This is a genomic window from Rugosimonospora africana (assembly GCF_016862975.1).
Classification (GTDB): Bacteria; Actinomycetota; Actinomycetes; order Mycobacteriales; family Micromonosporaceae; genus Rugosimonospora; species Rugosimonospora africana.
The window spans coordinates 1-20,249 of sequence record NZ_BONZ01000021.1 but is presented as its reverse complement, the minus strand read 5'-3'; the positions used below and the strand labels follow the sequence as shown (position 1 = coordinate 20,249).

The 20,249-nt window shown below is 72.1% G+C and carries 17 protein-coding genes and 1 pseudogene; 8 read left to right on the top strand and 10 right to left on the bottom strand.

The window, feature by feature from the left end; genetic code table 11:
• Nucleotides 1–23: 23 nt before the first annotated feature.
• Nucleotides 24–610 (bottom strand): annotated as a pseudogene (locus Raf01_RS10995) (GrpB family protein).
• Between the two features lie 321 nt (nt 611–931).
• On the opposite strand from Raf01_RS10995, the gene Raf01_RS10990 reads away from it, so the two are divergent.
• The 4 genes from Raf01_RS10990 to Raf01_RS10975 all read left to right on the top strand — a co-directional run bounded on the left by Raf01_RS10990 (nt 932) and on the right by Raf01_RS10975 (nt 5,704).
• Nucleotides 932–2,629, top strand: a complete 1,698-nt coding sequence (locus tag Raf01_RS10990) for a glycoside hydrolase family 99 protein (RefSeq protein WP_203917691.1) — start codon at nt 932–934, stop codon at nt 2,627–2,629.
• Nucleotides 2,630–2,769: 140 nt separating this feature from the next.
• Nucleotides 2,770–3,690 (top strand): NADP-dependent oxidoreductase, encoded by a 921-nt coding sequence (locus Raf01_RS10985; RefSeq protein WP_203917690.1) that lies wholly within the window; start codon nt 2,770–2,772, stop codon nt 3,688–3,690.
• Nucleotides 3,691–3,827: 137 nt separating this feature from the next.
• Complete coding sequence (locus Raf01_RS10980; RefSeq protein WP_203917689.1) at nt 3,828–4,637, top strand: SAM-dependent methyltransferase; 810 nt, start codon at nt 3,828–3,830, stop codon at nt 4,635–4,637.
• On the top strand, nt 4,634–5,704 hold the full coding sequence (locus Raf01_RS10975) for an asparaginase (RefSeq protein ID WP_239133521.1): 1,071 nt from the start codon (nt 4,634–4,636) through the stop codon (nt 5,702–5,704). The genes Raf01_RS10980 and Raf01_RS10975 overlap by 4 nt, the downstream gene beginning before the upstream one ends.
• A 13-nt stretch (nt 5,705–5,717) precedes the next feature.
• Here the strand turns inward: Raf01_RS10975 and Raf01_RS10970 are convergent, their stop codons facing one another.
• The 3 genes from Raf01_RS10970 to qcrB all read right to left on the bottom strand — a co-directional run bounded on the left by Raf01_RS10970 (nt 5,718) and on the right by qcrB (nt 10,059).
• Nucleotides 5,718–7,310, bottom strand: a complete 1,593-nt coding sequence (locus Raf01_RS10970) for a D-alanyl-D-alanine carboxypeptidase family protein (protein WP_203917688.1) — start codon at nt 7,308–7,310, stop codon at nt 5,718–5,720.
• Nucleotides 7,311–7,538: 228 nt separating this feature from the next.
• Entirely contained in the window at nt 7,539–8,096 is a 558-nt protein-coding gene (locus tag Raf01_RS10965) for an SRPBCC family protein (protein WP_203917687.1), read from the bottom strand.
• A gap of 79 nt (nt 8,097–8,175) precedes the next feature.
• Entirely contained in the window at nt 8,176–10,059 is a 1,884-nt protein-coding gene (qcrB, locus tag Raf01_RS10960) for a cytochrome bc1 complex cytochrome b subunit (protein WP_203917686.1), read from the bottom strand.
• A gap of 117 nt (nt 10,060–10,176) precedes the next feature.
• On the opposite strand from qcrB, the gene ctaD reads away from it, so the two are divergent.
• Nucleotides 10,177–11,880 carry an aa3-type cytochrome oxidase subunit I gene (gene ctaD / locus Raf01_RS10955; RefSeq protein WP_203917685.1) on the top strand — a complete coding sequence of 568 codons (1,704 nt, stop codon included), beginning with the start codon at nt 10,177–10,179 and terminating at the stop codon, nt 11,878–11,880.
• Here the strand turns inward: ctaD and Raf01_RS10950 are convergent.
• From Raf01_RS10950 to Raf01_RS10935, 4 genes are all read right to left on the bottom strand, one after another.
• Nucleotides 11,858–12,274: a cytochrome c oxidase subunit 4 gene (locus tag Raf01_RS10950; RefSeq protein WP_203917684.1), complete on the bottom strand. Its 417-nt coding sequence runs from the start codon at nt 12,272–12,274 to the stop codon at nt 11,858–11,860. The two genes, ctaD and Raf01_RS10950, sit on opposite strands and share 23 nt — an antisense overlap.
• Before the next feature lie 31 nt (nt 12,275–12,305).
• On the bottom strand, nt 12,306–12,839 hold the full coding sequence (locus tag Raf01_RS10945; protein WP_203917683.1) for a hypothetical protein: 534 nt from the start codon (nt 12,837–12,839) through the stop codon (nt 12,306–12,308).
• A gap of 5 nt (nt 12,840–12,844) precedes the next feature.
• Nucleotides 12,845–13,288, bottom strand: a complete 444-nt coding sequence (locus Raf01_RS10940) for a phage holin family protein (protein WP_203917682.1) — start codon at nt 13,286–13,288, stop codon at nt 12,845–12,847.
• A gap of 214 nt (nt 13,289–13,502) precedes the next feature.
• Nucleotides 13,503–13,970 (bottom strand): response regulator, encoded by a 468-nt coding sequence (locus tag Raf01_RS10935; RefSeq protein WP_203917681.1) that lies wholly within the window; start codon nt 13,968–13,970, stop codon nt 13,503–13,505.
• A gap of 188 nt (nt 13,971–14,158) precedes the next feature.
• Here Raf01_RS10935 and Raf01_RS10930 point away from each other — a divergent pair, with 188 nt between their 5' ends.
• Together Raf01_RS10930 and Raf01_RS49465 are read left to right on the top strand one after the other, a co-directional pair.
• On the top strand, nt 14,159–15,472 hold the full coding sequence (locus tag Raf01_RS10930) for a glycoside hydrolase family 6 protein (protein ID WP_203917680.1): 1,314 nt from the start codon (nt 14,159–14,161) through the stop codon (nt 15,470–15,472).
• 126 nt (nt 15,473–15,598) lie between these two features.
• Nucleotides 15,599–16,153 carry an antibiotic biosynthesis monooxygenase family protein gene (locus tag Raf01_RS49465; RefSeq protein WP_239133520.1) on the top strand — a complete coding sequence of 185 codons (555 nt, stop codon included), beginning with the start codon at nt 15,599–15,601 and terminating at the stop codon, nt 16,151–16,153.
• A gap of 43 nt (nt 16,154–16,196) precedes the next feature.
• Here the strand turns inward: Raf01_RS49465 and Raf01_RS10920 are convergent, their stop codons facing one another.
• Nucleotides 16,197–17,396, bottom strand: coding sequence for a DUF1444 domain-containing protein (locus Raf01_RS10920; protein WP_203917679.1), 1,200 nt, complete (start codon nt 17,394–17,396; stop codon nt 16,197–16,199).
• A gap of 40 nt (nt 17,397–17,436) precedes the next feature.
• Nucleotides 17,437–18,288, bottom strand: coding sequence for a GH25 family lysozyme (locus Raf01_RS10915; protein WP_203917678.1), 852 nt, complete (start codon nt 18,286–18,288; stop codon nt 17,437–17,439).
• 313 nt (nt 18,289–18,601) lie between these two features.
• Between Raf01_RS10915 and lanKC the strand changes: the two genes are divergently transcribed.
• Nucleotides 18,602–20,249 (top strand): class III lanthionine synthetase LanKC (lanKC, locus tag Raf01_RS10910; protein WP_203917677.1); only part of this gene is annotated, 1,648 nt, incomplete at its 3' end.

Genomic DNA, 20,249 nt, shown 5'->3' with positions numbered 1-20,249 from the left:
GACCGGTCGCCCCGGCGCACGGATCAGTCGCCGGCCGCGAACGCCCGCCGGTAGATGTCGTCGATGACGTCGTTCTTCGCGTCCGTGTACGCCCGGATGTCGTCGGTGCCGCCGGCGAGCCGGCGCTTGGTCTCGGCGTACCGGTCCCGGTCCTCCGGGTGCGCGCGCAGCCAGTCGCGGAACACCGTGTGGCGCGTGGTCTCCGGGCAGTTCGGCGAGAACACGTGCAGTTGAGGTTCGTGTCCGGGCCCTTGAACATCCGGTGCTCGTGCCAGTTCGGCTCCCGGACGGTCAGCCGGTACCCGGCCGCGACGAGCGCGGGCAGGTAGGCGTCCTCGTCGGCGGAGTCGGGTACGACCAGATCGATGTCGATGATCGGCTTGGCGGCCAGGCCCGGTACCGATGTCGATCCGACGTGCTCCACCGCGACCACCGAGTCGCCGAGCAGGTCGCGGATGCGCCGCTGTTCCCGGTCGTACAGGTCCGGCCAGGCCGGGTCGTAGTCGACGACCACGATGGGGGCCGGGGGTGGCGGGCCGTCGACGTAGGCGGAGTCCAGTTCCTCCTGGGTGCTGACGATCCGCTCGACGAGCGTGGGGTCGGTGGCCATGTGCGTCCTCCTGACGGTAGGCAGCCCGCCAGCATAACCCGGCGGCAGTCATCCCCGGAGCGGCCGGCGCTCACCGGTATCGCGCGCACCCGCGACCGTGTGGATGCAGTCTTGCTACGTTTCCGCAAAAGATTGCGCGTGTGTTATCGAACTATTGCGAGGATCTGTCGGCGGCTGGCAGGATGAGGCAGCGATCGCGCTCGATCAATGAGATCCACGCTGGGATCGTCGCTGAGATCCCCGCCCGACCTCCGTCCCGGTCGGGTCCGTCCAGGCTGCCCGGCCGCGTCCCGGCCGGGCAGCCCGTGGGAAGGAGTGCACATGGGAGTCACCCGCCGCTCGGTCCTCACCAGCGCCCTCGCCGGTACCACCCTCGCCGCGCTGTCGGCCACCGAACTCGCCGCCACTGCCGATGCCGCCACCGCCGGCGCCGCCACCGCGGCGAGCCCGGTCGGGGACGTGGTCGGCAAGATAACCGTGGGCTACCAGGGCTGGTTCGCCTGCCCGGGCGACGGTGCCCCGATCAACGCCTGGTGGCACTGGAGCCAGAACTGGTCCCAGGCACCGTCGCCGAGCAACAACGTCATCAAGGCGTGGCCGGACATGCGGGAGTACGCCAGGGGATACCAGACCGCCTACGCGAACCTCAACAACGGAGCGCCGGCGACCCTGTTCTCGTCGTACGACCAGCAGACGGTCAACACTCACTTCCAGTGGATGCAGCAGTACGGCTGCGACACCGCGGCCCTCCAGCGGTTCAACCCCAACAGCTCCGAGGGGCCGACCCGGGACGCCATGGCGGCGAGGGTGCGCTCGGCGGCCGAGGCGTACGGGCGCAAGTTCTACATCATGTACGACGTCACCGGCTGGACGGCCATGCAGTCGGAGATCAAGGCCGACTGGAACGGCAAGATGTCGGCGCACACCGCGTCGGCCGCGTACGCCCGGCAGAACGGCAAGCCGGTCGTGTGCGTCTGGGGCTTCGGGTACAACGACAACAACCATCCCTGGGACGCCGCGACGTGCCTCGACGTCATCAACTGGTTCAAGGGTCAGGGCTGCTACGTGATCGGGGGAGTGCCGCGGGAGTGGCGTACCGGCGTGGGCGGCTCCCGGCCCGGCTTCCTCGACACGTACCACGCGTTCAACGCGCTGTCCCCGTGGATGGTCGGCGCGATCGGCACCGCGGCGGACTCCGACTCGGTGTACCAGAACATCAACGTGCCCGACCAGGCCGACTGCAACGCGCACGGCATCGACTACCAGCCCTGCGTGCTGCCCGGCGACGTGTCCGCGCGGCAGCGGGCGCACGGCGACTTCATGTGGCGCCAGTTCTACAACATGGTGCGGGTCGGCGCGCAGGGCATCTACATCTCGATGTTCGACGAGTACGGCGAGGGGAACCAGATCGCGAAGACCGCCGAGCACTCCTCGGGCGTACCGGCGAACTCCGGGCTGTGGGCGCTGGACGAGGACGGCATCACCTGCTCGTCCGACTACTACCTGCGGCTGACCGGCGACGGCGGCCGCATGCTCAAGGGTCAGCTCCCGCTGACCGCCACCCGGCCCACCCCGCCGGTGGTCTCCGGCGGCGGCACCACGAACCTGGCGCTGCGCAGGCCGACCGCGGAGAGCGGCCACACCCAGGTGTACGGCAGCGCGAACGCCGTCGACGACGATCCCGGCACGTACTGGGAGAGTGCCAACAACGCGTTCCCGCAGTGGCTCCAGGTGGACCTCGGCGCGACGATGAGCACCCGGCGCGTGGTGCTGAAGTTGCCGCCGGCCTCGGCCTGGAACACCCGCACCCAGACTGTGTCGGTGTCGGGCAGCACCGACGGGTCGGCGTTCACGACCGTGGCGGGTCCGGCCGGATACACGTTCAACCCGGCGACCGGCAACACCGCCACCATCGTGTTCCCGGCCGCCGCCAGCGTCCGGTACCTGAGGCTGACGTTCACCGCGAACACCGGCTGGCCGGCCGGGCAGGTCTCCGAGTTCGAGGTCTACAACGCCTGATACCGGCGTGTTCGGGCGGATTCCACGGTTATGCTGGACTCGCCGCTCTGGGCGGTACCGCGCGGTGGTGGCCGCTTTCCGACGCGGCGGATCCCGCGTCCGGCGCGGGGTCCGGTTCCCAGGGACAGAGGTGACGGCAGATGGCCAGGGCAGTCCGGTTCGACCGGTACGGCGGGACCGACGTGCTCTACGTCGCCGACGTCGAGGTACCCGCTCCACGACCGGGTGAGGTGCTGGTCGCCGTCCGGGCCGCCGGCATCAACCCCGGCGAGGCGGCGATCCGCGACGGCGGGCTGGCCGCGATGTTCCCGGCGACGTTCCCCAGTGGCGAGGGCAGCGACCTGGCCGGCGTGGTGGAGCAGGTCGGCGACGGCGCCGGCCCGTTCGCCGCAGGCGACGAGGTGATGGGCTGGACCGACGGCCGGGCCAGCCACGCCGAGTACGTGGCCGTGCCGGCCGACCACCTGATCCGGAAGCCGGCCGGCCTGTCCTGGGAGGTCGCCGGGTCGCTGTACGTCGTCGGAGTCACCGCGTACGCCTGCGTCCGGGCGGTCGGCGCCGGACCGGGCGACACGATCGCCGTGTCCGCCGCGGCCGGCGGTGTCGGGTCGGTCGTGGTGCAGTTGCTCAAGGTGCGCGGCGCAGACGTCATCGGCATCGCGTCCGATCCCCACCACGCGTGGCTGAGTTCGATCGGTGCCATGCCGATCTCGTACGGCGACGACCTCGCGCAACGCATCCGCGAGGAGGCGCCGTCCGGCGTGGACGCGTTCATCGACACCTTCGGGCCGGAGTACGTCCGGCTCGCCGTCGAACTCGGCGTCGCCCGCGACCGGATCAACACCGTCATCGCCTTCGACGCCGCGAAGGAGTACGGCGTCAAGAGCGAGGGCAGCTCCACGGCCGCCAGCGTCGAGGTGCTGGCCGAGGTGGCCGAGCTGGTCGCGTCCGGCCGCGTCCGGATGCCGATCGCCGCGACCTACCCGCTCGACGAGGTCCGGGCGGCCTTCGAGGAGCTGGAGAAGCGGCACACCCACGGCAAGATCGTGCTGGTGCCGTAGCGCCCGACCGGCCTGTCGGGTCTCCGCGCGGGCACCGGCGGACCGGCGAGCCGTCCGGCGGCTGGCCGCGGCGGCCGGGCCCAGAGTGGGTGGATCTACAATCTCGTGACCGAACCGGGCTACGGCGGAGGTGACGAGTGCGGCCGGACTGGGCACCGCCGGAGGTCGACGTCGACCGCCCGGCGTCCTCCCGCATCTACGACTACATGCTCGGCGGATCGCACAACTTCGCCGCCGACCGGGAGGTCGCCGAGCGCGCCATCGCCGCCATGCCGGAGCTTCCGGCGGTACTGCGGGAAAACCGCGCCTTCCTCGGCCGCGCGGTCCGGTACCTGGCCGCCGAGGCGGGTGTGGACCAGTTCCTCGACCTGGGCTCCGGCATGCCGACCGCGGGAAACGTCCACGAGATCGCCGGTGCGATCAACCCGGCGGCCCGCGTCGTGTACGTCGACCTCGATCCCGTCGCGGTGGCGCACAGCCAGGCGATCCTCGGCGACCACCCGCGCTCGGACGCCATCCACGCCGACCTGCGCGACCCGCTGGAGGTTCTCGCCCACCCGGCGGTCCGCGACCTGCTGGACCGCGACCGCCCGATCGCGGTCCTCCTGGTGGCGACGCTGCACTTCGTCCCCGACGAGCAGCGGCCCGAGCGGATCCTCGGGCAGCTGCGCGAGGCACTCGCCCCCGGCAGCTACCTGGCCCTCTCGCACGCCAGCGCCGACGGCCGGCCGCCGGCCGGGCAGCGCGACGCCCAGGCGGTGTACGCCCGCTCCGACAACGCCGTCCTCATGCGCAGCCGGGCCGAGATCGCCCGGCTGCTGGACGGTTGGCGACTCGTGCCGCCGGGGATCGTGCGGTGCCCGGCGTGGCACCCGGAGCCGGGGCGGGAGCTGGGCCCTGAGGCTGACCAGTTCCCGGGCTACGCCGCGATCGGCCGGCTCGCGTGACGGCCGCCGACGAGGCCGGCGGCGCGGGTGTGCCGTCGGGCCCGGTCGTGCTGTTCGCGCTCGGCGGCACCATCTCGATGGCCGGCCGGGGCGTCGGCGGGGTGATGCCCCGGCTGACCGGTCGTGACCTGCTGGACAGCGTGGCCGCGAGGGGGCCGGCAGCCGGGGCGACCGGCGACCGGGCCACGGACTCCGGCGGGTTGGCCGGCATCGACGTCGAGGTCCACGACGCTCCCGCGGTACCCAGCCCGAACCTGACCTTCGGCGACATCCTCGACGTCGTCGCCGCGGCCGGTGACGCGGTGGCCGGCGGCGCCCGCGGGGTCGTGGTCACCCAGGGCACGGACACGCTGGAGGAGACCGCGTTCCTGGTCGACTCGGTGTGGCCGCACGACGCCCCGTTCGTGCTCACCGGCGCCATGCGCAACCCGACCCTGCCCGGCGCGGACGGGCCGGCGAACATCGCCGCCGCGCTCGCCGTCGCGGCCTCCGGCGCCGCCCGGGGCCGCGGGGCGCTGGTGGTGATGGACGACGACATCCACGCCGCGCGGTTCGTCCGCAAGGCACACAGCACCAGCACCGCGGCGTTCGTCTCGCCGGACGCCGGCCCACTCGGGCACCTCGTGGAGACCGTGCCGCGCTTCCTCGTCGACGTGCCCCGGCGCCGGCCGGTCACCGGATTCACCCGCGAGGCCGTGGCCGCGACCAGGATCGCGCTGTACCCGATGACGCTCGACGACGACGGCGCGTTCCTGCGCGACCTCGAACGTACGCATCACGGGCTCGTGGTGGCCGGCTTCGGTGTCGGTCACGTACCCGCCGCGCTGGCGCCGGTACTGGGTGGGATCGCCGCCGCCGTACCGGTGGTGCTGACCTCGCGCACCGGCGCCGGTCCGGTGCTGTCCGCCACGTACGGGGCGGTCGGCTCCGAGCGCGACCTGCGCGAGCGCGGCCTGATCGGCGGCGGCTACGCGCACCCGTACCAGGCCCGGGTCCTGCTGCGCCTGCTCGTCGCGGCCGGTGCGTCGACCGACGCGATCACCCGGGCGTTCGCCGAACTCGGCTGAGCCGGCCCGGGCGCTACTGGGCGACGAGGTCGACGGTCTGGTGCGACTCCGGCCCGTCGACCTCCAGGGTCTCGGCCCGCAGGTGGGTGTGGAACTCCAGGCCGGGCCAGCCGATGACGGAGAGCGTCTCGGCCGGTGCCAGGTTCACGCCGTCCTTCGTGACGACCGTGTGCCCGGCCGTGACGATCGGGAAGGAACCCAGCGCGTGCTGTGCGGCCACGATGAGCGAACGGCTGCGGCTCAGCGCCAGCGGCAGGCCGTACATCGTCGGGCCGTGCTGACCGAACACCGCTCCGACGATGGTGAGGGTCTTCCCGGCGACCTGGTAGCGCGCGGCGAACAGCAGGCAGCCGCCGGCCGCACTGGTCGAACCGGTCTTGATGCCGTCCACGCCGGACGAGCCGAGCAGCGTGTTGTAGTTCTTCACGGTGCCGGCGACCGGTACCTTCGCCGAGTGCTGCGCCACGATCTGCGCGAACGCTGTGATCTTCATCGCCTGAGCGGCGAGCACGGTCTGGTCGTCCGCGGTGCTCACCGTCGATGAGGCGAGGCCGGACGGGTCGGTGTAGTGGGTGTTGGTCATGCCCAGGGACGCCGCGGCGTCGTTCATCTTGTCGAGGAACGCGTCGACGCTGCCCGCGTCCCACCTGGCCAGGATGAGCGCCATGTTGTCCGCCGAGGGCAGCATCAGCGCGTCCAGGGCCTCGCGCTCGGTGAGCACCTCACCGGCCGTGACCTTCACCAGCGACTCGCCCTTGGCCACCTCGTCCGGGTAGCGGGCGGCCTCCTCGTCGGAGACGGTGAGCGATGGGCCGTCGGCGCCGCCACTGAGCGGGTGGTCGCGCAACACCAGGTAGGCGGTCATCACCTTGGTGACGCTGGCGATGGGTACCGGCCGCTGGTCGGGGGTGGTGCCCAGGCTGCCGACGCCGACCACGCGCAGGGTCGACTGGCCGCTCTTCGGCCACGGCATCTCCGGCGGGGTGCCCGGCACCGTGTAGGTCGCGGGCAGCGCGACGCCGGACGGGCTCGGGCTGGGCGGCGGCTGGACAGCGATGGCGGGCTGTGTCGTGTCGCTCGGCCGGGCGCCGGTCCACTGCGCGGTCGTCGTGATGGCCCCGGGCCCCCGCCGGGCGGCGACCGCTCCGGCGCCGCCGGCGACCAGGACGGCCAGGCCGATCGCCGTGAACGCGAGCGCGGTACGGGGGCGGCGCGTCCGCGCGTCCGCCGGTTCGCTGAGCCCCCGGTCGGCCTCCCGGTGCTCGTCGTGCCACGGCTCGTCCTGCCACGGCTCGTCGGTCCGCGGCCGGTCGTCCCGCGGCTCGGGGCCCCATGACCCGTCCCGCCGGGCGTCACCGTCCCAGGCCCCGCCGTCCCGGGCACTGCCGCCCCAGGTCCCACCGTCCCGCGGGTGAGCGTTCCGCGGGCGGGCGGCCGGTGACTCGGCGAACCCGGAAAGCTCAGCGGTCCGCTCGGCGTGATCCGACAGGTCGGCGGTCGGCTCGGCGTGGTCGGACAGGTCGGCGGTCTCGTCGCCGGCCCGCCCGGGAACGTGCACGGTCGAGGACGGCGTGGGCCGTTGCCGGGCCGTGGCGCGTCGTGACATCGGAACCCTTCGCGTGGAGCACGTTACCGGCGGGTGTCACGCCGGAACGGGTAGTTGATCGTTACAACACAGTACCGGCGGCGGCCCGGTCGCCGGGACCGGCGATTGATCATAAAGCGCGTGGGCTGGGGCAAGTGGGGCGGAGATTCTGCGCGCATCCCGGACTGGCGGTCGCTGCGCGTACCGTCACTGTCGCCTCTGCGTACGCCCGCGTCGCCTCGCGACGGGTCACGGCGCGGACAGTGGCGCCGACTCGCTCAGCGTGGTGAGGAGGCGGTACAGCAGCGCCTGCACCGCGTCGTCCGGAATGCCCGCCGCCCGCGCCCGGTCGGTCGACCACCGGTACCGCAGGCTCACGTCGACCTGGGTCCGCGTGCCCTTGTCGGCGAACGCGAAGCGGACGGTTCCCTCGTGCGGCAGCGGGGGATCCGCGGTCTCCCACGCGATGAGGACATCGGGAACGTCACCGGTTATCCGGACCACCACGGCGACCGGCTCCCGGCCCTCGCCGCCGTGCACCCACAGAAACGAATCGTCGCCGAGGGGTTCCGTGGAGACCGTCGGGCCCAGCGCCGCCGCGAGCCGGTCCAGGTCCCGGAACAGCTCGTAGACCTCCTCGCGGGGCCGGGGGAAGACCAGGGTGGCGGTCGTCCGGCGCCGCTCGGGCCGGCCCTCGCCGCGCCACTCCCGCGTACCGCGCCGGGCCGCCCGGACGGCGACGACCACCACGGCGGCGGCTAAGGCGGCGACGGCGGCTCGCGTGGCGTTGCGGGTGACTGCGTTCACCGTGGCGAGGTACCCATGCCACCCTCGCGCCACGCCGCGACGCGCGGATTTTCCCCCAACCGGCGACCGGAGGCGCCGTTCACCGGTCGCGCTCCGGACCGTCGGCCCGGATCGGCAGCGGCCCGGCCGGCAGCGCCGCCGGTGCCTGCTGCTCGAGCGTCTGAGCCTCGACCCCGCCGGCCGGTTGGCTCCCGATCGCGCTCTCCGGCCGGGCGCCCTCGGGCCGGGTGCTCTCCGGCCGGATGATCTCGGGCCGGTCGCCGGCTCCGCCGGGGGCGGGAGTCGTCGGTGCCCCGGCCGCGCCGGCCAGATCGACGGTCGCCGGCTTGACATCGACCGGCTCGGGCCTGGCGGGCTGCGGCTGCCCGCCGTCCGGAGTCCCGCCCTCGGGCGCGCCCCGGCCGTCCGTCGCGCCCGGAACGGGGACGAAGAATCCCAGGACGGCACGGCGCCGTCCGCCGAGTATCTCGTTCGGGCGCTTGGGTACCACCCAGTCCGCGTACTCCAGCACCCCCTCGCCGCGCTCGTCGATCGGGCCGAGGGGCTGACGGATCTCGATGTAGCGCCCGTCGGCGGTCCGGCGGATCAGGCCCGTCTCGATGCCCTCGTGCAGCACCATCCGGTCGTGCTGCTGGAGGTTGAGCGCCAGCCGGTTTACCGCGTAGAACGCTAGCGGCGGCAGCAGCAGCACCGCGAAACGTCCGGCCCACACCAGCGCGTTGAGGTCGATGTGGAACTTCACCGCGAAGGTGTCGTCGGCCGCCCACGCCGACAGCACCAGGTAGAACGTCACAGCCATGGCGCCGAGCGCGGTCCGCCCGGGCGCGTCCCTGGGCCGCTGCGCCAACTGGTGCGACTCGCGGTCGCCGGTGAGCCGGCGCTCCACCCACGGGTACGAGAAGGACAGCGCGACGAGCACTCCGGGCAGCACGACCGCCGGCCAGAAAGGCGCCGGCACGGTGTACCCGAACGCCCGGATGTCCCACCCCGGGAACAGTCGCATGGCCCCCTCCAGGAACCACACGTACCAGTCGGGCTGCGCGTTCGCGCCGACCACGTTGGCCTCGTACGGACCCCACAGCCAGACCGGGTTGATCTGGGCCACGCCCCCGAGCGCGGCGATCGCCGCGAACACGAACATGGCCAGCCCGGTGCTGGTCATCGCGAAGTTGGGCACCATCCGGGTACCGACCACGTTGTGCCGGGTGTGCCCGGGCCGGTGCCACTGCGTGTGCTTCTGGATGACGATCAGTCCCAGGTGGACGCTGATCAGCGCGATGATCAGCCCCGGCAGGATGAGGACGTGCGCGATGTAGAGCCGGGACAGGATGAGCGTGCCCGGGAACTCCCCGCCGAACAGGCTGGTGGACAGCCAGGAACCGGCGATCGGGATGCTCAGCATGATGGAGTCCGCGATCCGTAGGCCGGTTCCGGACAGCCCGTCGTCGGGTAGCGAGTAGCCGCAGAATCCCTCGGTGAAGCCGAGCCAGAACAGGCTCGACCCGATGAGCCAGTTGATGTCGCGGGGCTTGCGGAACACTCCGGTGAAGAAGATCCGCAGCATGTGGACGACGATCGCGGCCATGAACAGGTTCGCCGCCCAGTGGTGCATCTGGCGTAGGAAGAGCCCGCCCCGCACGTCGAACGACAGGTCCAGAGTGGACCGGTACGCCGCGGTCACCGGAATGTCGCGCAGCGGCGTGTAGCTGCCGCGGTAGGGCGCCTCCGCCATGGACGGGTCGAAGAAGAACGCCAGCAGGGTGCCGGTCAGCACCAGCATGATGAAGGAGTACAGGGCGAGCTCGCCGAGCATGAACGACCAGTGGTCCGGGAAGACCTTGTTGATGGTCCGGCGCAGCGGCGTCCCGATCCGGAGCCGTTCCTCGGTCCCCTGAACGGTCGCGCTCACGGCGGCCACGGCACGTCGCGGCCGGGACCGCCGCCCCAGTAGCGTGCCCAGCATCCGCACCCCCTCCGGTGGCGCTCGTGATACCCGGAACAAACGGCAGGAAACGCAGCCAACGGGCCGTTTACCGCACATACCGGGTTTGGTCGGACGGCGCTCGGGTAGCCGGCCGGGATGGATCAGCCGCGCCCGACGTCTGTGGCGCACGCGCGTCCGCGCCCGGAGGCGGTACACCGCGACGAACGGACGATCCACCGGGGATCGAGGGGCGGTACGTTCGGCAGCCTGCTGCGGACCACCGACGCCAAGCAGATCGGACTGCTGTACCTGACCACCGCGTTCGGGTTCTTCATCGTCGGCGGGGCGATGGCCATGCTCATGCGCGGCGAACTGGCCCGGCCCGGGCTCCAGTTCCTGTCGCTGGAGCAGTACAACCAGCTGATCACCGAGCACGGCACGATCATGCTGCTGCTGTTCGCCACGCCGATCCTGTTCGCCTTCGCGAACTACATCGTGCCGCTGCAGATCGGCGCCCCGGACGTGGCCTTCCCGCGGCTGAACGCGTTCGCCTACTGGCTGTACCTGTTCGGCGGCGCCATCGTCGTCGGTGCCTTCCTGGTACCGGAGGGGGCGCCGGGCTTCGGCTGGACCGGGTACACGCCGCTGTCGGACGGCATGCACACGCCGGGGCCGGGCGCCAACCTGTGGATCATGGGTCTGGTCGTGTCCGGCCTCGGTACCATCCTGGCCGCCGTCAACATCACCACCACGATCATCACGCTGCGGGCACCGGGCATGACGATGTTCCGGATGCCGATCTTCACCTGGAACATCCTCATCACCGCCATCATGATCCTGATGGCGTTCCCGGTGCTGGCGGCCGCGCTCCTGGCCCTGCTCGCGGACCGGGAACTCGGCGCGCACATCTACGACCCGGCGGTGAACGGGCCGCTCCTGTGGCAGCACCTGTTCTGGTTCTTCGGTCACCCCGAGGTCTACATCGTGGCGCTGCCATTCTTCGGCATCGTCACCGAGGTCATCCCGGTGTTCAGCCGCAAGGCGCTGTTCGGCTACAAGGGCATGGTCGCCGCGACCATCGCCATCGCCTCGCTGTCGATGACCGTGTGGGCACACCACATGTTCAGCACCGGGCAGGTGCTGCTGCCGTTCTTCTCGTTCCTGTCGTACCTGATCGCGATCCCCACCGGCATCAAGTTCTTCAACTGGATCGGCACCATGTGGAAGGGGCAGCTGACCTTCGAGACCCCGATGATGTTCGCGATCGGGTTCCTGCTCACGTTCCTGCTCGGCGGCCTGTCCGGCGTACTGCTGGCCTCGCCGCCGGTCGACTTCCACGTCACCGACACGTACTTCGTCGTGGCCCACTTCCACTACGTGCTGTTCGGCACGATCGTGTTCGCCGTGTACGCGGGGACGTACTTCTGGTTCCCGAAGATGACCGGCCGGATGCTGGACGACCGGCTCGGCCACGTGCACTTCTGGCTCACGTTCATCGGGTTCCACACCACGTTCCTGGTGCAGCACTGGCTGGGCGCCAGCGGCATGCCCCGCCGGTACGCCAACTACCTGCCCACCGACGGGTTCACCACGCTCAACACGGTGTCGACGATCGGCGCGTTCATCCTGGGCGCGTCGATCCTGCCGTTCCTGTTCAACGTGTGGAAGTCGTACCGCTTCGGCCAGCGGGTCACCGTCGACGACCCGTGGGGGCACGGCAACGCCCTGGAGTGGGTCACCTCCTGCCCCCCTCCGCTACGCAACTTCACCCACCTGCCGCACATCTACTCCGAGAGACCGGCGTTCGAGTGCCGGTACGGCCGCGGTCGCGGCAGCGTCAGTCACCGGCCGCCGTCTTGACGTGGTAGTACTCGAAGAGCAGCCCGCCGGTCGTGAGGAAGACGCCGATCAGCCCGAGGATCGCCAGCCAGGACTGGGCCATCGCGATGCCGATCGCGCCCACCGCCACCGCGAGGCCCAGCCCGAGCGGCCAGTAGCTGCCCGGGCTGAAGAAGCCGATGTCGCCGGCCCCCTCGGCGATCGCGGCGTGCCGGTCTTCCGGACGGGGATGGATGCGCCGCGCCACGAAGGCGAAGTACATGCCGACCGCCACCGCCAGCGTGCCGGCCAGGAGCAGCTCCATGGTGCCGGCCCACTCGATACGGTTCAGCTTGTCGGTCCACCACGCGTACGTGCCGGCGCACAGGTACAGGAAAGCGCCGATGATGTTGAACAGCGTGGACTCGGTCCGCACGTCGCGCCCCCTGGATCAGCGTCGCCCCGGGTCAGCCCCCGGGCAGCCGTCCGGCCGCGCCGGTGATCGAGGCCCAGCGGCGGCGGGCGGCGGAACCCAGCCCCGGCTGGGCGGCCAGCGCGGCCCCGGCCGCTATGCCGCCCACGATATGCCCCAGCCAGGCCACGCCGGGGGAGAAGTCCCGGGCGGCAACCGGATCGAGTTTCGGCCACACGAGGTAGTCGCCGATCACCCACGCCGCGTTGGTGTAGACAGCGGCGCCGACCAGCGTCACCGGGGCGGACAGTCCGGCGCCGGAGGCCAGCGCGGCGTACGGGGCGATCAACACGATGCCGGCCGCCAGCAGGATCAGCAGGCCCACCACGGCGCCCATGAGGCTGAACCCGCCGGACGTGGGCGCGTCGCGCCACACCACGTGGGCGACCAGGTTCAGCGGCCGCCACGTCCCGCGGCCACCCACGCCGTATGACCCGACCGTCCAGGCGGCGAAGCCGCAACCGGCCAGCACGCCGGCGATCACGGCGCGGCCGAACGGCCCCACCCGGCCGGGCGACGGAGCACCCAACGGTGCTACCGCGCGGCGCCCGGGCGGTACGCCCGCCGCACCTGGCTGCTGATCCTGCGCCCGAGCACCGACAGTTCGTTGGCGACCTGGTCGGTCATCCGCTGGGCGCCACCCCCGGCGGCGCGCAACTCCCGGACCGCGGCGGCCGTGGTACCCGCGGCGACACCCAGGTACCCGACGGCCATCACCGCCGCCGCCCACCGGGGCGACAGGCGCGTCTCCAGCGCGCGCAGCGCGGCCGTGGACGCCATCGACACGGCCAGCACCGCGGACACGCCGCCGGCCACCAGCAGGGTCGCTCCACCCGCGACGCCGGACAGCGCGGTCAGCGCGTCGTCGCGCAGCGCGGCCGCCTCCTGATGGCCGACGGCGGCGAAGTCGGAGGCCAGCCGGTTGACCGCGTCGTCGTCGGCCCCGGCCGCCAACCGGGCGGTGCGTCGCTCACTCATCGCGTCCCCTTCCCGGCAGCCGGGGTCGGGCCGGGCTGGACCGGCGGTGCGCCTTTGCGGATCATTGCCACCTCTTCCGGCGAATGCTCGATACCGGGCACATTGTCGCCGGCCGGCGTGCCGGGCGTCCCGGATGCGGCGGTAGCCGGGGCGGACATTCACCGGAACGGGTACCGCCCACTCGGGCGTACCGGGCGAAACCGGGAAGCGAATCCTACGGGCGGTCCCGCTCTCCTCGATCGAGCGAGGCCACCGCTCCGAAGAACTCGTGAATCTTGGAGAGGGCACCCTGGAAGTCGTTGTAGTCGATGGCCTTGGTGACGAACGCGTTCGCGTACGCGTGGTAGCTGCGCGCGATGTCCTCGGCCGCGGCGGACGTGGTGAACACGATGACCGGGATCGACTTCCACGGCGAGTCGGCGGCCTTGATGACCTGCAGCAGTTCCCGACCGTCCATCCTGGGCATGTTCAGGTCGAGCAGGATCAGGTCGGGGCGCGGCGCGTCCCCGAAGCCGTTCTCCCGGCGCAGGAACTGCAGCGCGACGATCCCGTCCGGCACCCGGTGCAGCTCACCCGGCAGGGACTGCTCGTCGAAGTACTCCTCGATCAGCGCGACGTCGGCGTCGTCGTCCTCCACCAGCAGGATGGTCAGCGGCGGTGCGGCGAGCGCGGCGGCGGCCATGGGGTCCCCTCTCCGAACGGGAAGTTACTGCACTCTAATCGGCGGCGCCCGGCGGCGGTGCGTTACCCGGCTGCCCGGCGGCGGCAGGCTCGGCCGTCCGGCTGTTGACACCGTACGGCGATATCTCCAAGCTTGCCGTGGGAGCGTTCCCACACCCCGTCTGCTCGTTCCAACCCGAAGGAGCATCCGTGCGTATCCCCTTGACACGACACCGGCTCGCCATGGCCGCGCTGGTCGCCTGCCTCGGCGCGGCGACGACCGGCGCCGCGGTGGTGGCCACCACCGGCACGGCGTGGGCCAGCGCGCCGTCCACCGGCCGGGCACTGACCCCTGGCACCAGGTTCTACGTGAATCCCGACAGCGAGGCGGCGCACCAGGCCGTCACCGACCTGCTGCACCGCGACTTCCCGGGCGCGGCCGCCATGGCGAAGCTGGCCACGTGGCCCGAGGCGACCTGGTTCACCCAGGGCACCCCGGCGCAGGTGAAGGACCAGGTTCGCACGCTGGTACGCCACGCCGCCGCGCAGCGCGCCGTACCGGTCCTGGTCGCGTACGACATCCCGTTGCGCGACTGCTCGCAGTACTCGGCCGGCGGCGCGCAGTCCGACGCGGACTACCAGGCATGGATCGCGGCCTTCGCCAGCGGTCTCGGCGACGGCAAGGCGGTGGTGATCCTCGAACCCGACGCGCTGGCGAACCTGCCGTCGGACTGCGGCCCGACAACCGACCCGACCGGGGCGATCAGTGCCGCGCGCATCGCCGACATCAGGTACGCGATCGGTGTCCTCGAAGCGCACCCGGGCACCTCGGTGTACCTCGACGCGGGGCACAGCCAGTGGCACGCGGTCGGCGACATGGCGGCCCGGCTCATCCAGGCCGGCGTCGCGCAGACGCAGGGATTCTTCCTCAACGTGTCCAACTTCGAGCCGACCGGCCAGGTCGACGAGTACGGCACCTGGGTCTCGGAGTGCGTCTGGTTCGCCACCCTGGGACCCGACTGGGCCGCCGGACACACCGACTGGTGCGCGAGCCAGTACTACTCGGCCGCGGCCCCGAACGACGGGGCACCGGGCAACTCCGTGTCACCGTCCGACCCGAGCACGTGGCACTGGACCGACGCCTGGTACGCGCAGAACGCCGGTACGCCGCCGGTGGCGCAGCTGACCCACTTCGTCGTGGACACCAGCCGCAACGGGCAGGGCCACTGGGCCCCGGCGCCCGGCACGTACAGCGGCGATCCGCAGGTCTGGTGCAACCCGCCCGGTCGCGGCATGGGCGTACGCCCGACCGCCAGTACGGGCGTCCCGCTCGTCGACGCGTACCTGTACGTGAAGACGATCGGTGAGTCCGACGGCCAGTGCAACCGTGGCATCGCGGGCGGCACGGTCGACCCCGAGTACGGCATCGTCGACCCGGCGGCCGGCGCGTGGTGGCCGGCACAGGCGCACACGCTCGCGCAGAACGCGAACCCGCCGCTGACGGTCAACCCGAACCTGTTCTGAGCCGATCCGCCGCGCGCTGCCCCGGCCGGCCTCCCGGCCGGGGCAGCGGTTCGCCGTGATCGGGCTTGACCCGTACTGAGACCGTTGACACGGTCACCACCGGACGGGACGGAATCGGGAGGCGGCATGGGAGGCGCAGCCGGACGCGGGTTCTGGCGGAGGCGACCACGCGCCGACGAACCACGCTCTCGCGAACCGCGGCCGGATCGCGCGGGCCTATCCGACCTGGGCTCCAGGGTCGAGCGGATCCTCCGGCTCGCCGAAAGGCAGGCCGAGGACCACCGGACGGCCACCGAGGCTCAGGCCCGCGCGACCGTGGACCGGGCGCGTGCAGAAGCGTCCGCGATCCTGAGCGAGGCCCGTGCCGCGACGCCGCGGGCGCCCACGAGCCTTCAACTGATCATTGTCGCCGGTCAGCTCCACCTGGATCCGGCCGACCGTGACCGGTACCTGACCGGCGTCGCCGAGGTCGCTTCGCGGGCGCGGCAGGCGCCGGGCTGCCACGACTTCGTCCAGACGGCCGACCCGATCGACCCCGGGCGCATCAACATCTTCGAGCGGTGGGCCTCCGACGAGGACCTGCACCGGTTCCGCGACTCGGGCAGGCCGCTGCCGGACCTCCCCGACCTGCGGTCCGTCGAGGTCCACAAGTACCGGATCGCCGGCATCGAGGCGCCGTAGAGCCGGGCCCGACCACCGAGTCCGGCGATCCGCCGCCGGCGACTCAGTCGATCGCGCGGGCCCGCAGCTCCGCCATCACCTCCGGCGGCGGCCAGGCGCTGACCCGGTACCGGGCCGGGGCGAGCAGCGGCTCCGGCTCCAGGCCGACCAGCTCGGCGACCACGCGCCACGGCACCCGGGGGCCCGGGCCACCGTCGCCGACGAACGAGATGTACTGCGCCTCGGGCAGCAGCGAGGTGATCCCGTCGGTCCAGGTGGCCACCGTGACCGCGGGTTCGCCCGGCCGCGCCACGGCCAGCAGGCGCCCGACGTACACGTCGATGCCGGCCTGGTCGTACTGCTTGGCCAGCCACTGGGTCTGCGCGCCGTACTCGGTCGCGGCCAGCAGCACCTCGGCCCGCCGCGCCGCGACCCGGTCGGCGTGGTCCACCGGCGCGTACGGGACCACCCGGCCGTCCGGGCCGGCCACGTACCCGACCGGGGACAGCCCACGGATCGCCTCGCCGTACTCCTTCTCCACCATCTCGTACAGCGCGGCGAGCCCGCCGCCCGCGACGTCGCACAGCAGCACGGTGTTGGTGTCCGGGACGAACGCGACGACCGGCTTGCCGGCACGCCGGGACACCTCGGCGAGCCAGTCGGGTGCCAGCAGCAGCGACGTGAAATAGCCGTCGCCGGTGTCGATCATCCTGATCAGCGCGTCGTCGCCGGGCCAGTCGTGGCGCAACCACTCGTCGGAGATCTGCGTCAGGTTGGCCCGGGCGGCGTCGAAGACCTCGTCGACCGTCACGCCCCAGGCGTCCAGCCGGCTCGGCCCGACGTAGGCCATCGACTCCGGCTGGTCGATGACGACGAGTTCGCGCAGCAGCGGCAGCGCGGCACGGGAGATCGGCGGCACGACCCCGGTCACTCCGGCCTGACCGAACGTGACCGGACGCAGCACCGGGCGCAGCTTCGGGCGCACCGACTCCCACGCCTCGTCGACGTGCGGTTCGGCCATGATGCGGATCAGCCGGTCGATGCGCTCCCGACGCTCGGAACGGGAGGCACCGGCGCACTCGGCGTACACGTTGGACAGGTAGATCCAGATGGGTTCGCGGGCGCCGGGCCGGCGTACCGCGATCGCGAACGCCTCCCGGTCGTACTGCGCGCTGACCACCCCGGCGGTGCGTCGCGCGATTCGCAGCGCCTCCCTGGCGAACCTGTCCCGCGAGGATCCAGCGAACCGGTCCAAGATTCCCATGCGGGGCACGCTATCCGATCGTTACCACCGGCGCTAACCGTCAACGCTGCGCCCGGGGCGGCGGCCACACCAGCTTCTTCAGTCCGGCCATCCCACCGTTGACGACGTCCCGGTCGTGGTCGTCGCGCTTGCTCGGATTGCCCGGCGCGTATTGCCACAGCGCGAACGTCGTCCACCCGGCCGGCAGCGTGGGCGGCTTCTTCGTGTAGTTCGACAGGTCCAGCGGGTACCGCCCGAACGACGCGTCGTTTCCGGTGCACGGATCCCACCAGTGCGCGTTGGTGTAAATCATCGGCTTGCGGCCGATGCCGGCCTCCAGGCGGCCGATGAAGGCGTGGATCCACGCACGCAGCTGGGCCGGGTTCAGGTTGTAGCAGGAGTTGGTCTTCACCGCGGCGTACGGCCACTCCAGGTCGACGAACGGCACGAGGGTGCGGCCGTCCCGGACGCGCTGGATGTGGCGCAGGAAGAACTCCGCCTGACCGATCGGATTGCCGCGGTCCGGGCGGGCGTACACGTACGCGCCGACGTAGCGGCCCGCGGCCCGGGCGTCGGCGGAGTCACGGACGAAGTACGGATTCACGTACGTCGTGCCCTCGGTCGCCTTCACGTAGACGAACTGGCTGCCGGCCGCCGCCTCGGTGGCCCACTGCACGCCGAACCGCTGGTGGTCGTGGCCCGAGATGTCGATGCCGCCGATCGGGTACCCGGTGGGCCGGCCGGACCGGATCGCGGCCACGGTCGTCGGGTTCACGACGACGGCGGGCGGCCGGTTTCCGAGGTCGGTGACCGGTGTGCCCGCCGTACCCCAGACCGGGCTCAGTACCGCGGTGAGGCCGAGCACGACGGCCCGCTTGCGACGGCGCGTCGATACCAGGGGCGCCAGGAACACCGGTCCAGTCTCCCGTACCGGTGTCACGCGGCGTTACGGGCCGAATCGTGCCGCAATGCGCGCCTGACCCGGCTCGACACCGGCGAGCGGGCGCGGTTCGTGAGCGGGACGGTGTCAGTGAGCGGCGGTGTCAGTGAGCGGCGGCGTCGGTGAGCCTCTGCCCGTGGGCCGTGCGAAACGCACGCGCGGGGCGTGACGTTCACCGGAGTCGGCTCGGTCAAACCCACGCTGACCAGTGACAACGCACACTGGGGCGGCACCGGCGCCACGACGACGATGTACGTACATCGTCCGGCGCTGGAGGTTGACGGGATTGAGCGAGCGATACGAAGCGTTCTGCGTGGCTCATCCGCTGTTCTACGACGCGCTCCATTCGGAAAGCACCGCCGGCAAGACGTTCCCGACCGCGAGCCGCCCGCTGCCCGACGGGTGGCGGCGCGAGGAACAGAGCGACTGGCTGGTCTTCGCTCCGCAGGAGGTGGACCTGCCGGCGCAGGGCTGGAAGATCCACGTCTCGGCGACCCTGACCAACGCCGTCCGCATCCTCGACACGGTGTGGGACTACTGCCTGACCCGGGGCATCGAGTTCAAGTTCCTGCGCTCCGAGACCGCGCTGTGGCTGCGCAGCTCGAAGTACGCGCCCCGCGGGTACAGCGGCAAGCTCGTCACCATCTACCCGCGCGACGACGCCGCCTGCGAACGGATCCTGCGCGAACTCGGCGACCTCCTGGACGGTGAGCCCGGCCCGTACATCCTGAGCGACCTGCGCTGGGGCAGTGGCCCGCTGCACGTACGGTACGGCGGCTTCGCACCCCGGCACTGCGTCGACGAGTCCGGCCAGGTGGTGCTCGCCATCGAGGACGGCACCGGCACCCTGGTCCCGGACCGGCGGGACCCGGTCTTCCGGGTACCCGCCTGGCTGACGCTGCCCGACTTCCTGGCGCCGCACCTGGCCGCCCGCAACGCCGTCACGGTGTCCGACATCCCGTACACCATCCAGAGCGTCATGCACTTCTCCAACGGGGGCGGGCTGTACCGCGGCACGACCGTGCCGGACGGCCGGCCGATCGTGCTGAAGGAGGCCCGCCCGCACGCCGGCCTGGACGGCAGCGGGGCGGACGCCGTCGCCCGGGCGGCCCGGGAGTTCGACATCCTGCGGCGCCTGGCCGGCGTCGCGGGGATCCCGCAGGCGTACGAGTTCTTCACCCTCGGCGAGCACCGGTTCCTGGCGATGGAGTACATCGACGGCGTACCGCTGCACAAGGCGCTCGTGCGCCGGTACCCGATGATCGAGGTCGGGGCCGCCCCGGACGCGTACGCCGAGTACGTCGACTGGGCCCTGCGCGTGTACTGGCAGGTCGAGGCGGCGGTGCTGGACATGCACGAGCGCGGCGTGGTGTACGGCGACCTGCACCCGTTCAACGTCCTCGTCCGGCCGGACGACACCGTGGCGCTGCTCGACTTCGAGGTGGCCTCCCTGGTGGCGGAGAACGCCCGGCCGGCACTGGGTAACCAGGGCTTCGCCGCCCCGCAGTCGGTGACCGGCACCGGCGTCGACCGGTACGCGCTGGCCTGCCTGCGGCTCGCGCTGTTCCTGCCGATCACGCAGATCCTCTGGCTGTCCCGGGCCAAGGTGGAGCACCTCGCCGAGGTGGTCCGCCAGCACTTCCCGGTGCCGGCGGAATTCCTCGCCCACGCGGTCGACGTGATCCGCGCGGCGGACGCCGCCTCACCGATGTCCGGCGCCGCGTCGTCCCCCGTCGGCGCGGCGCCGGCCGAGCCGGTGTCTCTCGTGCCCGTCCTCGCCGCGGCGGCAGCCCCCACGCCGGTCGCCACCGCCGTGCCCGCGTCCGCGCCGGTCGGCGCCGGGCCGGTCGCCACCGCACCGCTCGCCACTGGGCCAATCGCCACCGCGCCGCTCGCCACCGCGCCGGCCGGTGACCCGCCGGTTCCCCCCCCCC

Bases quoted from the DNA above. Each gene is read 5' to 3' on its own strand.
- Raf01_RS10985 (WP_203917690.1), top strand. From the start codon at position 2,770: ATGGCCAGGGCAGTCCGGTTCGACCGGTACGGCGGGACCGACGTGCTC.
- Raf01_RS10970 (WP_203917688.1), bottom strand. From the start codon at position 7,310: ATGTCACGACGCGCCACGGCCCGGCAACGGCCCACGCCGTCCTCGACC.
- Raf01_RS10920 (WP_203917679.1), bottom strand. From the start codon at position 17,396: ATGGGAATCTTGGACCGGTTCGCTGGATCCTCGCGGGACAGGTTCGCC.
- Raf01_RS10990 (WP_203917691.1), top strand. From the start codon at position 932: ATGGGAGTCACCCGCCGCTCGGTCCTCACCAGCGCCCTCGCCGGTACC.
- ctaD (WP_203917685.1), top strand. From the start codon at position 10,177: ATGGATCAGCCGCGCCCGACGTCTGTGGCGCACGCGCGTCCGCGCCCG.
- Raf01_RS10935 (WP_203917681.1), bottom strand. From the start codon at position 13,970: ATGGCCGCCGCCGCGCTCGCCGCACCGCCGCTGACCATCCTGCTGGTG.
- Raf01_RS49465 (WP_239133520.1), top strand. From the start codon at position 15,599: ATGGGAGGCGCAGCCGGACGCGGGTTCTGGCGGAGGCGACCACGCGCC.
- qcrB (WP_203917686.1), bottom strand. From the start codon at position 10,059: ATGCTGGGCACGCTACTGGGGCGGCGGTCCCGGCCGCGACGTGCCGTG.
- Raf01_RS10940 (WP_203917682.1), bottom strand. From the start codon at position 13,288: ATGAGTGAGCGACGCACCGCCCGGTTGGCGGCCGGGGCCGACGACGAC.